Raw genomic sequence first — 11,562 nt, 5'->3', positions numbered from 1 at the left:
GTTGAAGGAAGAGGGGGATTGGAGCATCCTGCAGAAATATGCAGGCTTTATATTTGACGATGATGCGCCGAAAGAGGCCAATCGTGTTAAATATGACAACATACTGTATTTGGAGCGACCCGGCTGCAACCTGTGTATGGGCAATCAAGAAAAAGCAGAGAAAGGTGACACAGTTATGGCAACATCGACGCGCCTATTCGAAGGCAGAGTAGTCGAAGATGCCGATGACAAAAAAGGCGAGTCTCTTTTGGCATCAACACCTGTGGTCGTGCTTTCTACGATTCTAGGGCGCACGCCAAGTATTGAGGAATATAAGTCGGCTGTAGACGGGATTGATTTGACTAAATTTGCTCCGCCAACGTAAATCAAAAATTAAATACCAACGGCCGGCTTACAACCCAAACACACTTGTGATTTGAGGCTTAGGTCCTTTCCCTCCACAATCCTCAGAAGCGTGACCGAAGCCACGAATAAATAAAAAAAGGCCGAAGTTATCTTTATTGCAAGATCAAAAAGAGTTGAACGATAGGGTTCCCCACGGAAGGTGCTAAGTGCAAGATCAATAATGACTGCTCCATAAAAAAAGACAACATAAATCCCGCGTTTCTCACCGTCAGCAGGTCGTTCGTCATTTTGATGCATTCATGATCCTCAAAACTAGGCTAATTGTGATATCAAGTGTAAACTATGATCACATAAAAGATTAAACAGTATTTACGTAATATGTCCAAACTCTCAACTTCTAAACTCGAAAATGATCCCGCTGCTTGGCGTGGACAAGATATGATGGGGCGCGATGATTGGCGCGTACCAATCAATGCTATGCATCGTAAAGAGTTAAATTCTGCTATCGAGCATGCAAAAGGGCTTGAAAAAAATATCGTTGCTTTAACACAAAGTGATTTCCAGTTACCTACCCTTGGTCCCCTCCTTTCTGCACTCAACAACGAACTTGAGGGCGGCCGCGGTTTTGTAGTTATAGAGGGGGTGCCAGCACTGGAACTAGATGAAGAAACCGGGAAGATCGCACTCTGGGGGATAGGGCAATATTTAGGTTTACCCGCCAAACAAGATGGTGCGGGTAGTTTGATACATTCAGTTCGGGATATTGGGGCATCAGTTGAAAGCACTTATAATATTCGTTCGTATCAAACGGCTGACCCTATTTCATGGCACAATGATGGCGCAGACATATTTATGCTCTATTGCTTGCGCACTGGGAAATCAGGAGGCGAGAGTAGGCTTGTGAGTGCTGTTGAAATCTTCAACGAAATAGTTCGTCGGCGTCCCGATCTTGCAGCAACATTGGAGAGGGATTTCTGGTTTGACACACGAGGGCAACGCCAGGACGGTGCGCGTGTCGAAGTAATGCCTGTGTATAACCGCCATAACGGCTTGCTTACTGCAAATATGAAATACCGTTATATCCATACTGCTCAGCGATTTGCGGATGTGCCGAGACTTACCAAACGTCAGCGCCAATCTCTTCAATTGGCCCAAGATATTGCAAACGAGCCAGGCATGGCGATGGAATTCCCGCTAGCACCGGGAGATATTTTGATTGCCAATAACTATGTCACCTTCCATGGTCGCAAGGCTTTTGAAGACTGGAAGAAACTGGAAGACAAACGGCATATGCTTAGACTCTGGCTTACCATTCCAAATGGAAGGCCGTTACCCAGTTGTTTCAAGGACTCCAGGATTTATGGCGAAGCCTATGAGCGACGCACGAGGAATTGATATTCAAAGGAGCGGGGTAACAAGTCCAAAAGCACTGCCGTAATATTGCCTCAATTTAAGCAAATGATTGCCATAGTTAAGTAAGATTTTTCAAAATCTGAGACATCCCCTCTCAGTCGAGGCTATGTACGTTTGGCCTCAACGAACGACACGTGTCGTTTCAAAAACTAGGCGGCTGCCGGCCACCCTCGGCAGTCGTCTTTTTATGTAAATAATCATACAAATAAACAAAACCAATTACGTCTATGCTATATATGCAAACTTGTGTGAACTCTGAAATTGTTCTTATGACTAACTATTTTCAAGCAAAGAACATCTCCTGTAATCGAGGGGGAAAATGTGTTTTTAAAGGACTTTCATTCTCACTTCAAAGCGGGGGTGCATTGATACTGCGCGGTCCAAATGGAAGCGGCAAGTCGAGTTTATTACGAATGATGGCTGGCCTGAGTGCTCCAGCGGCAGGGGAGTTACTTTGGAATAAAGAGAGTATCTCGCAAGACCCCTTTTTCCATAGAGATCGCATTCATTACCTAGGGCATTTTGATGCGGTCAAACCTGCACTTACCGTCAGGGAAAATCTTGCAGTTTGGCAAAAATTAAGAAGTTATGGTTTATCAGGCAAGCAGGGAGAAAAAAAAGCTCTAGAGCGTGCTTTAGTAGCATTCAATATGCTTCACCTAGTGGACCTTCCAGCACGGTTTTTATCGTCTGGCGAGTCGCGAAGATTAGCTCTAGCACGTCTATTAGCAAACAAAGCAGCTTTGTGGCTATTGGATGAACCAGCAAATGGACTTGATGACAGCTCTCGGCATGCTTTAGAGGAAATCGTGTCGGAGCATCAAGTAGCTGGTGGTATGGTAGTAATATCAGTACACGGGCCATCAAATCTGAAAAATACACACACCTTAAACCTCTCTTTGAATGCTAGTCTAAAATGAGAGTGTTCTTGGCATTGTTGGGCAGAGACCTTCGTTTAGCCGTGCGACAAAGCAGCGATGGAGTTACGGTTTTATCTTTTTACATTATCACAATAGTCCTTTTCCCGTTAGGCCTTGGTCCAACCCCCCAAACACTTGCGTCACTTGCGCCGGGACTTTTGTGTGTCGCTGCACTACTAGCTGCAATATTGTCTCTTGAAGGGCTTTTCCGTTCAGATTACGAAGATGGTTCGCTAGACCTTATGGCCATCAGTCCAAACGACCTAGCCATTCAAGTATTCGCAAAAATTACGGCACATTGGATAACCACGGGACTTCCTTTGATTTTGGCTACGCCATTTTTAGCATTGCTACTTAACTTACCCATACAAGCTTATTTTACCCTGATGCTTGCTATGGTGTTAGCCACACCAAGCCTGAGTCTAATCGGTGCGGTGGGAGCGAGTCTTACTGTCGGCGCCCGGCGAAGCGGCGTGTTAATATCAGTACTCGTTCTTCCACTTTATATTCCCGTACTTATATTCGCTGTGTCAGCTATTGATGCAGCACTATTAACACACTCTCCAAAACCTCACCTAATGTTGCTAGGAGCTATTTTTGCAGCAGCTCTGCCGTTGTGTACAATAGCTTCTACGATAGCGTTGCGGCAGGCACTTGAGTGAATAGGACTAATGGTCACAGTTTTTTTGATTGGGTAAGCCAAAGCAAGCCCTATATAAATAAGTAAGGATTATTTTTTATGCACCGTTATGCAAACCCTAGCCGATTTATTAGGATTGCCGACACCATTTTCCCGTGGGCGGGGGGGATAATGGTCGCGACGTTTGTGATCGGGTTATATCTGGCTCTTCTCAACTCTCCTGCAGATTACCAACAAAGCGAAATGGTGCGGATAATGTATGTACATGTACCAGCCGCGTGGATGGCACTTTTCACATACGCATGTATAGCGCTTTCATCCGCCGCCGCATTGATTTGGAAGCATCCACTAGCGCTTTTGACTGCAAAGGCTGCAGCTCCCATAGGGGCCTCTTTCACGGTGATATGCCTAGCGACTGGTTCACTATGGGGGAAACCTATGTGGGGAACATGGTGGGTATGGGATGCGCGGTTAACCTCGGTTCTTATATTACTGTTCTTGTATCTTGGTTATATCGCACTTATGAATGCCTTCGATGAAACAGAGAGGGGAGGTAAAGCGGCATCTTTGCTTGCATTAGTTGGCGCGGTAAACCTACCCATTATAAAATATTCGGTAGATTGGTGGAACACACTTCACCAACCCGCCAGCGTATTTCGTCTAGAGGGCCCTACCATACATCCCGATATGCTTTGGCCACTTATCATTATGGCCATAGCTTTTAAAATGTTCCTCCTCACCACCCTTATTATTCGAATAAAAAGCGAATTAATTGCTGCGCGAGTGCGAAATATTCAACACAGTCTGCATGGAAATTTAGCTGATGGCAGAGGTTGAAGCCTATTTGGGAATGGAGGGGTATGGGTCCTTCATTTGGGCTGCATATTTGCTGGCCACATTGATTTTAGTTGGATTATTAGCACAATCACGCCGTGTGCTAAGAAAACGAAAGGCCTTGCTTCTTCGTCTAAGGTCTATGCGGCGAGGCAACAGTGATGACTGATTCGCTTGGTCTCAAACGCACCCGTCGACAAAAGAGCCAAAGGTTTTACACACTGCTTATTGGGCTCACGATGCTTGGGCTTGCCACGGCTCTTGTATTGAACGCACTCGAAGATAGCATCGTTTTCTTTTACAGCCCAAGCGATCTGAGGGAACGGAATATTTCTTCGGAACAGCGTATCCGGATCGGTGGGCTCGTTGAATTGGGTAGTTGGAAAAAAACTAAAAGCGAAACAGCACATGAATTTACCGTTACTGATGGGAAAAATAAAATTACAGCTATGTTTTATGGAATTCTTCCAGATCTTTTTCGTGAAGGACAAGGGGTAATAGCCGAGGGCCGACTAAAAAATGAGGGGTTATTTATAGCTGATGAAGTGTTAGCCAAACACGATGAAAAATATATGCCTCGTGAGGTCGCTGACGCTCTTAAAAAGTCAGGGCACTGGAGTCAAAACGCTGGATCAAGCAGGAGTCCGGAGGAACCTAAATGATAGTAGAATTAGGACATTTTACGCTAATTCTTGCGTTTGTTTTTTCAATAACGCAGGCTGCTTTCGGCTTTGCGGGTGCTGCTGCCCAGCGGATTGATTGGATTAGTGCCGCTAAAATCGCTGCACTAGTGCAATTTTTATTTACTGCCTTGGCTTTTGCGGCATTAACTTACGCATATGTGATCAGTGATTTCTCAGTTCGAAATGTCTTCGAAAATTCACACACATTAAAACCGTTGATCTACAAAATTTCCGGGGTGTGGGGTAATCACGAGGGGTCTATGCTGCTCTGGGTTCTGGTCTTAGCACTGTTTGGAGCTGCGGTTGCTAGATTTGGGAGTAACCTACCTTCAACCTTACGTGCCCGAGTTCTTGGCGTTCAAGCACTTATTGGCATAGCATTTCTTGCCTTTATTTTAGCAACCTCAAACCCTTTCGAGCGTATAGTTCCTGCACCAGCAGATGGTCAGGGCCTTAACCCACTTCTTCAAGACCCCGGCCTTGCGCTACATCCTCCAATTTTATACGTGGGCTATGTAGGATTTTCAGTTGCGTTCTCTTTCGCTATCGCAGCTCTGATTGAGGGAAATATAGATGCATCTTGGGCAAGGTGGGTGCGCCCTTGGACACTTTTAGCTTGGTCATTTCTCACGGGAGGCATTGCACTTGGAAGCTGGTGGGCTTATTACGAACTTGGATGGGGAGGATGGTGGTACTGGGACCCGGTAGAGAATGCTTCCTTGATGCCTTGGCTAATCGGCACTGCGCTTTTGCACAGTTCAATAGTGGTAGAGAAACGCAATAGCCTGAAAAGCTGGACAATTTTGTTATCAATACTTACCTTTGCCCTAAGTTTGATAGGCACCTTCCTAGTACGGTCTGGTGTTCTGACATCTGTCCACACTTTTGCCACTGACCCTGATCGTGGAGTTTTTATTCTCGGTATTTTGTGCCTCGCGATTGGTGGTGGTCTTACTTTATACGCTTGGAGAGCTCCGCACCTAAAGGGAGGTAGGTTATTTCACCCAATTAGTCGCGAGGGAGGGGTGTTGCTAAACAATTTGCTGCTTACAACAGCAGCTGCAACTGTATTTCTTGGCACGATTTACCCGCTCGTGCTTGAGGTTTTCAATGGCTCAAAAATCTCTGTTGGGCCTCCCTACTTCAATGCTACGTTTGTTCCGCTTATGGCACCATTAGTGGCTGCACTAGCAGTAGGGCCATTACTTGGATGGAAGCGAGGAGATATTGCTGGAGCGTTGTCCCGTTTAAAGGCTACAGCTGTTACAGCAATAACGGTATTTATTTTTATAGCATGGACAGCAGGCCAGAACAGTGTTTGGGCAGCACTCGGAATTTTTCTGGCGGTTTGGCTTGCTGGCGGCGTGATTACAGAATTAGGCAAAAAAATCAGCTTGGGCCGGAGGTCACCCATGGAAAGTTGGCGGCGCTTAATTAAAATTCCACGAAGTTCGTGGGGCATGTCTCTAGCGCATTTTGGGCTCGCGGTATTTATAATAGGCGCGACTGGTCTATCCTTTTGGAAAGAAGAGAAAATCGTTTTAATGCAGGCATCTGAAACTACTGAAATAGGGGATTATAGGGTCACATTCAATGGCTTACGAGATCAAAAAGGGCCTAATTATATTGCACGACAAGCCCTTTTTACCGTGCAGCATAAAGATAAAGAAAAATTCAATATGACAGCAGAAAAACGTCGATATTCGGTTTCCCAACAAGAAACAACTGAGGCCGGAATAAAAAATGGCTGGCTTGGGGATTTGTATGTCGTGATCGGCACTAATGATGATAAAAACGGCCAAACGGTTCGCATCTACCTTATGCCTTTAGTGGGGTGGATCTGGATGGGTGTCCTTATGATGGTATTTGGAGGGCTCTTTTCACTAACAGATCGGCGCTTTCGGATAGGTGTCCCAGAGAGTCGAAAGATTGCTGAACCATCCCCAGCCGAGTAAGTATCCATATGCGCCAGTTATTATTTCTCTTGCCATTATCCACCTTTATCTTACTAGCAGCATACTTCGGACTAGGACTTACAAAGGATCCAAGATTAATACCGTCTGCACTAATCGGCAAGCCAGCCCCAACGTTTGATCTGCCTTCATTAATACCAGGAGAAAAGGATATCAATGAGCATGATTTCAAAGGGAAGATATCAATTGTAAATATTTTTGCATCATGGTGCGTACCTTGTCTTGCTGAGCATCCTATTTGGATGCGAATTTATAATAACACATCGATACCGATATACGGGATTGCGTGGAAAGACAAACGAGAATCTGCAATGCGTTGGTTGGAAAAACACGGGAATCCTTATACCAAGATAGGTTACGATCCTCTAAATGTCTTTGGCATAGAATGGGGAGTTTACGGCGCACCTGAAACCTACATAGTCGACAAAAATGGTCGGGTTAGGTTTAAGCATGTTGGGCCTATTTTCCCAAAATTATGGCAATCGGAAATCTTCCCTTTGGTCAAAAAAATAAGGGCAGAAAAATAATGAAGTTCGCTCTGTTACCCTTAATTTTAATAATGCTATTTACTGTGTCTGCTAAAGCGGTTGAGCCTGATGAGTTATTGGAAGATCCACATCTTGAAGCTCGTGCTAGGGCCTTATCTATAGATATTAGATGTCTTGTTTGTCAGAACCAATCGATCGATGACTCCGATGCCGATCTGGCCAAAGACCTTCGTAGGCTTGTGCGCAAAAAATTAAAAGAAGGCGCCTCTGATGAGGATATAAGAAAATATCTTGTAGCCAGGTATGGCGAATTCGTATTACTACGCCCTCGCATCAAGAGCGACACCTACATCTTGTGGTTTGGACCCGTTATAATCTTATTAGCTGGTGTCATTGGTATATTTATATTCTTCCTGCGACATTCCAAAAACAACTCCATACAACCCTCACTAATTTTGAGTGAAGATGAAGAGAAACGGATTTCAGAACTAACTAACAACAGAGGCTAATAAAGATTTTCTGGTTATTTGCATCGATACTACTAGGCATTGGCCTCGGCGCCATGCTGTGGCCACTTTTAAGCTTGCATTCAGCAAAAAGCGATTTTCTCAGAGATGATAAGAAAGTTTACATGGCACAGCTTAACAAGCTTGAGCGTGATCATAGAGAAGGCAGATTAAGCGATATTGAAGCAAAAGCAGCCCGAACTCATTTCGCGCGCCGACTCTTGGGTTCTACCAGCCACGCCGAAGATGACATAGAACCCCGCTTTTCAAACAAACTGCGGGATATTATTCTCGTAACTACGGTAATCCTGGTTCCTGTGGTTTCATTTGGACTTTATATTGCCATTGGTAAGCCTAGCCTAGTTGATCAAAGATTTACCATACACCCAAAGGCTGAGACCCAAGCAGGTTCCGCTAGTTCGAATAATCTCGAGGCTATGGCCCAAGGCTTGTTGCAGCAGTTACAAATTGAATCAAAAAACACTCGCGGCTGGGTAATGCTGGCACGCTATTACATAAATCTTGGAAAGTACGAAAAAGCTGTGCGTTCCGCAGAGAGGGCTATTAAAACCAACAAACGAGACTCAGAAGCCCATTCTGTTTATGGGGAAACTCTTTATTTTGCTGCTGGCAAGATATTTACACCTATCGTTCGATCCACATTTGTAACCGTTTTAGAAAATGAGCCCGCAGAACCAAGAGCGCGCTACTACCTAGCCTTAGCCGATGCAGCCGACGGTAAAGAACCAGAGGCTTACTCAGCACTACAAACCTTGATCGACGAGAGCCCTATTCAGGCACCATATCTACCAATCCTTTTCTACACTGCGGATACTATTGCAAAAAAGATTGGGCTGAAGCCTATACTGTCCGCTCAAGCAATGCGCCTAATGCGAGAATTACTGAAAAGTTCACCGGCATGGTGGATAACCAAGAAAGATCTCAGCGCTGCCACCGTAATATCCGAAGCAGACCAGAACCGGGTGGTTAGATATATAGTCGGACGACTGGAACACAAGCTTCGTAAAAATCAAGATGATTTGAATGGCTGGGTAAAAGCTGCAGATGCATATCGAGTACTAGGTGAAGTTTCCAAAGAAGCGGAAGCTTTGCGACAAGCAGCTTACATTGCCCCAAAAAACGTAGAAATCCTCCTACGCTATGGACGCCTATTACGCAAGGTTTCGGAGAACAAACAGACTAAAGAATCTGTCGCGTTGATGCGTCAAGTTCTGACAGTTGACCCAGATAATCTTGAAGCACTATTTCTCGTAGGGCGCGCAGAAGCTGCAGCGGGTCACATTGATATCGGAAAAGCATTCATGATGAAAGCGCTCCGTAAGATTCCCAAAGACACCAAAGAGTACATTGCGCTTAAAAACCAAATCGACTCCATTACTAAATAAACTCGAGACCGTACGGCTTGCACCTCTGTGAGAGCTCAGTTAGCTTGCTCGGCAGGAATTTGTAAAAAGGAGGGACAATGATGTCCGAAAGCGTCGAATATTTCGGCTGTGAGCTAACCTATCGTTCCGATGCACCGTGTTTTGAAAGAAACCCGTCGACGCTGACATCTGAAACACCACGCCCTATTACCGTCAACGGTAAGAAACAACTTGTCATCGATATGCATGCGCATTGCCAATTTCCCGAAATCATGCCCCTAATCAAAGATAGGCCAGAGTTAGGTGGCAAAGATCCGTTTAGCCACGGCGGATGGGGAAAGGAACAGGAAATCGAAAGGCGCTTGAACGCCATGAACGCCATGGGCGTTGACATCCAAGTATTGTCGATAAGCGTTTTTCATCATCATCATTGGGCGGAGTACAACCTAGCCGAAGATTTGTGCCGAATTCAAAACGAGAAAATGACAGAAATTTGCACACTTTATCCTAACCGCTTTGTGCCACTCTCGATAGTAGCACTGCAACACCCCAAACTTGCAGCGACTCAACTCGAGTATAATGTAAAGCAAATGGGGCACCGGGGAGCAATGATTACTGCTGCGCTTGATGGCGAAGAGTTATCGGATGAACGTTTCCACCCCTTCTGGGCCAAAGCAGAAGAATTGGATGTTCCTATCTTTATCCATCCTCGTCACTTCCGAGAAGGTGCTCCGCGTTTCAAGGGGCAAGGTTTCCTTTCAAATATAATCGGTAACCCGCTTGACACCACCGTCGCATTAGCACACTTAATTTATGAAGGCACGCTAGATAAATTCCCAAAACTTAAAATCGTCGCCGCCCATGGCGGAGGGTTTTTAGCCTCCAATATAGGTCGCTTTGACCATGGTCATAACAGTGACGATCGCGGTGGGCGAGGTGCTGAAAAAAAAGCACCAAGCGAATATCTTAATCAACTTTATTTCGACACAGTAGTCTTTGGCAGCGAAAATCTAAACCATCTCATTCGTGAATGCGGTGCCGGTCAACTAGTCCTCGGTACTGACTACCCCGCCGGAATGAGCAATATCAATCCAGTTGCCCATTTGCTGAGTGTCGAGGGCTTGAGCGACGAGGATATAGAAGCCATCCTAAGCGGTACAGTTAAGAAACTTTTAAAAATATAGAAAACTTTAGGGATACCAAAATGAAAAACCCGATCCGCGCTCGTGATGGTCAACAGTGGATATATGACTATGTGCTCAATACTTCCGGCCGGGCCGTTCACTACGAGTACGACGTACGTGATATGCCTAAACAGGCAAAATCGATTCGCATGGTATCGAAATACTTGCTGAAAGAAGCACAACACTCTGAGAAAATCGCCCGCGGAGCAGATGCGGCCGGGGATACACTCAATGCACGAAAGCTGTACGAGATAGCTGCCGAGCATTATAAGGAAGCACAGCATTTTTTTATTCCACCAACGGACCCCAAACGTTGGGAAATTCTTGGCCGTGCCCATGATTGTGCCCGACGTGCATTTGCCCTAGCTGATTACAAAATCGAACTAGTGGAAATTCCTTACCGTGATTCAACTATTCCCGGTGTTTTACATTTAGCGCCGGGACACGGGGAAAAACCAACAGTACTGTTTATTCCTGGGATGGATAACACAAAGGAAAACTATCCGAAAATCGATAGCAATCCATTCATTGCACGCGGCATGAATCTGCTATGCATTGATGGGCCAGGCCAGGGCGAAGCACTGATGCAGGGAATCCATGTCCATCCTGGTGATCACTCAATAGCTGCATCTAGTGCTTTCAACTTTCTTAAAAAGCGTGATGACGTCGATGAAACACGGATTGGCATTTCGGGACGCAGCTTTGGCACCTATTGGTCACTGCGAGCGGCTGCCGAGGACGGTCGTTTCGCATGTGCTGCTGGCGCTGTGGCTTGTTACTTCTGGGATAGCATGGTTATTTTTCAGGAGGTTACCATTCGCTTCAAGCAGGTCTTCATGGCTATGGCGGGTACTGAAGATGAAGAGGCTTTTGATGAAGAAATTAAAGGGTACACCCTAAAAGGGTTTGCGGACAAAGTGAAATGTCCTGTCCTGATGGGGATTGGGGAATTTGATCCATTAAACCCCCTCGAAGATGCTGAGAAAGTTTACAACGCACTGAGCTGCCCTAAGGAAATGTGGGTATTCGAGGATGAATTCCACCGCATTCGTGCACCAAAAAACCTCGGAGGCGGTGTCACCTTTGATTTGATCGCGCAGTGGATGCTAAATGCCATGAATGGCAACTTCGCAGCAGGTTATAACAAAAAACGGTTCATAAAGCTAAATGGCGACGGATTCTACGATTGAA

General features: G+C 45.5%; 14 protein-coding genes. 13 read left to right on the top strand and 1 reads right to left on the bottom strand.

Annotated features, from left to right (window positions below; all coding sequences use genetic code 11):
* Window positions 1–364: aconitase family protein (locus VX941_05425; GenBank protein ID MEE2932848.1), on the top strand; the 364-nt coding region annotated here is incomplete at its 5' end.
* An 8-nt stretch (window positions 365–372) separates the two neighbouring features.
* On the opposite strand, the gene VX941_05420 is transcribed toward VX941_05425, so the two are convergent.
* Complete coding sequence (locus tag VX941_05420) at window positions 373–642, bottom strand: hypothetical protein (protein ID MEE2932847.1); 270 nt, start codon at window positions 640–642, stop codon at window positions 373–375.
* Window positions 643–723: 81 nt separating this feature from the next.
* Here VX941_05420 and VX941_05415 point away from each other — a divergent pair, with 81 nt between their 5' ends.
* The 12 genes from VX941_05415 (at window position 724) to VX941_05360 (ending at window position 11,561) form a co-directional block, all read left to right on the top strand.
* Complete coding sequence (locus VX941_05415) at window positions 724–1,740, top strand: TauD/TfdA family dioxygenase (GenBank protein MEE2932846.1); 1,017 nt, start codon at window positions 724–726, stop codon at window positions 1,738–1,740.
* Between the two features lie 287 nt (window positions 1,741–2,027).
* Window positions 2,028–2,678 (top strand): heme ABC exporter ATP-binding protein CcmA, encoded by a 651-nt coding sequence (gene ccmA / locus VX941_05410; GenBank protein MEE2932845.1) that lies wholly within the window; start codon window positions 2,028–2,030, stop codon window positions 2,676–2,678.
* Window positions 2,675–3,340, top strand: a complete 666-nt coding sequence (gene ccmB, locus VX941_05405) for a heme exporter protein CcmB (GenBank protein MEE2932844.1) — start codon at window positions 2,675–2,677, stop codon at window positions 3,338–3,340. The genes ccmA and ccmB overlap by 4 nt, the downstream gene beginning before the upstream one ends.
* Before the next feature lie 149 nt (window positions 3,341–3,489).
* The gene (locus VX941_05400; GenBank protein MEE2932843.1) at window positions 3,490–4,155 is read left to right on the top strand and encodes a heme ABC transporter permease; all 666 of its coding nucleotides are present in this window, start codon (window positions 3,490–3,492) and stop codon (window positions 4,153–4,155) included.
* Entirely contained in the window at window positions 4,142–4,321 is a 180-nt protein-coding gene (gene ccmD, locus VX941_05395; protein ID MEE2932842.1) for a heme exporter protein CcmD, read from the top strand. The genes VX941_05400 and ccmD overlap by 14 nt, the downstream gene beginning before the upstream one ends.
* The gene (gene ccmE, locus VX941_05390) at window positions 4,314–4,814 is read left to right on the top strand and encodes a cytochrome c maturation protein CcmE (GenBank protein MEE2932841.1); all 501 of its coding nucleotides are present in this window, start codon (window positions 4,314–4,316) and stop codon (window positions 4,812–4,814) included. Before ccmD ends, ccmE begins: the two co-directional genes overlap by 8 nt.
* On the top strand, window positions 4,811–6,790 hold the full coding sequence (locus VX941_05385; GenBank protein MEE2932840.1) for a heme lyase CcmF/NrfE family subunit: 1,980 nt from the start codon (window positions 4,811–4,813) through the stop codon (window positions 6,788–6,790). The genes ccmE and VX941_05385 overlap by 4 nt, the downstream gene beginning before the upstream one ends.
* An 8-nt stretch (window positions 6,791–6,798) precedes the next feature.
* Complete coding sequence (locus tag VX941_05380) at window positions 6,799–7,335, top strand: DsbE family thiol:disulfide interchange protein (protein ID MEE2932839.1); 537 nt, start codon at window positions 6,799–6,801, stop codon at window positions 7,333–7,335.
* Window positions 7,335–7,805, top strand: a complete 471-nt coding sequence (locus VX941_05375; protein ID MEE2932838.1) for a cytochrome c-type biogenesis protein — start codon at window positions 7,335–7,337, stop codon at window positions 7,803–7,805. Before VX941_05380 ends, VX941_05375 begins: the two co-directional genes overlap by 1 nt.
* Window positions 7,805–9,208 carry a c-type cytochrome biogenesis protein CcmI gene (gene ccmI, locus VX941_05370; GenBank protein ID MEE2932837.1) on the top strand — a complete coding sequence of 468 codons (1,404 nt, stop codon included), beginning with the start codon at window positions 7,805–7,807 and terminating at the stop codon, window positions 9,206–9,208. Before VX941_05375 ends, ccmI begins: the two co-directional genes overlap by 1 nt.
* A gap of 80 nt (window positions 9,209–9,288) precedes the next feature.
* Window positions 9,289–10,371, top strand: a complete 1,083-nt coding sequence (locus tag VX941_05365) for an amidohydrolase family protein (GenBank protein ID MEE2932836.1) — start codon at window positions 9,289–9,291, stop codon at window positions 10,369–10,371.
* A 20-nt stretch (window positions 10,372–10,391) separates the two neighbouring features.
* Window positions 10,392–11,561, top strand: coding sequence for an alpha/beta hydrolase (locus VX941_05360; protein MEE2932835.1), 1,170 nt, complete (start codon window positions 10,392–10,394; stop codon window positions 11,559–11,561).
* Window position 11,562 lies beyond the last annotated feature (1 nt).

Source organism: Pseudomonadota bacterium (assembly GCA_036339585.1).
GTDB lineage: Bacteria > Pseudomonadota > Alphaproteobacteria > UBA8366 > UBA8366 > UBA8366.
Note: the sequence above shows the minus strand (reverse complement) of the source record. Positions and strands in the feature narration are given on the sequence as shown.

Bases quoted from the DNA above. Each gene is read 5' to 3' on its own strand.
- ccmA (MEE2932845.1), top strand. From the start codon at position 2,028: ATGACTAACTATTTTCAAGCAAAGAACATCTCCTGTAATCGAGGGGGA.
- VX941_05375 (MEE2932838.1), top strand. From the start codon at position 7,335: ATGAAGTTCGCTCTGTTACCCTTAATTTTAATAATGCTATTTACTGTG.
- VX941_05385 (MEE2932840.1), top strand. From the start codon at position 4,811: ATGATAGTAGAATTAGGACATTTTACGCTAATTCTTGCGTTTGTTTTT.
- VX941_05420 (MEE2932847.1), bottom strand. From the start codon at position 642: ATGCATCAAAATGACGAACGACCTGCTGACGGTGAGAAACGCGGGATT.
- ccmE (MEE2932841.1), top strand. From the start codon at position 4,314: ATGACTGATTCGCTTGGTCTCAAACGCACCCGTCGACAAAAGAGCCAA.
- VX941_05365 (MEE2932836.1), top strand. From the start codon at position 9,289: ATGTCCGAAAGCGTCGAATATTTCGGCTGTGAGCTAACCTATCGTTCC.
- ccmD (MEE2932842.1), top strand. From the start codon at position 4,142: ATGGCAGAGGTTGAAGCCTATTTGGGAATGGAGGGGTATGGGTCCTTC.
- ccmB (MEE2932844.1), top strand. From the start codon at position 2,675: ATGAGAGTGTTCTTGGCATTGTTGGGCAGAGACCTTCGTTTAGCCGTG.
- VX941_05400 (MEE2932843.1), top strand. From the start codon at position 3,490: ATGGTCGCGACGTTTGTGATCGGGTTATATCTGGCTCTTCTCAACTCT.
- VX941_05380 (MEE2932839.1), top strand. From the start codon at position 6,799: ATGCGCCAGTTATTATTTCTCTTGCCATTATCCACCTTTATCTTACTA.
- VX941_05360 (MEE2932835.1), top strand. From the start codon at position 10,392: ATGAAAAACCCGATCCGCGCTCGTGATGGTCAACAGTGGATATATGAC.
- VX941_05415 (MEE2932846.1), top strand. From the start codon at position 724: ATGTCCAAACTCTCAACTTCTAAACTCGAAAATGATCCCGCTGCTTGG.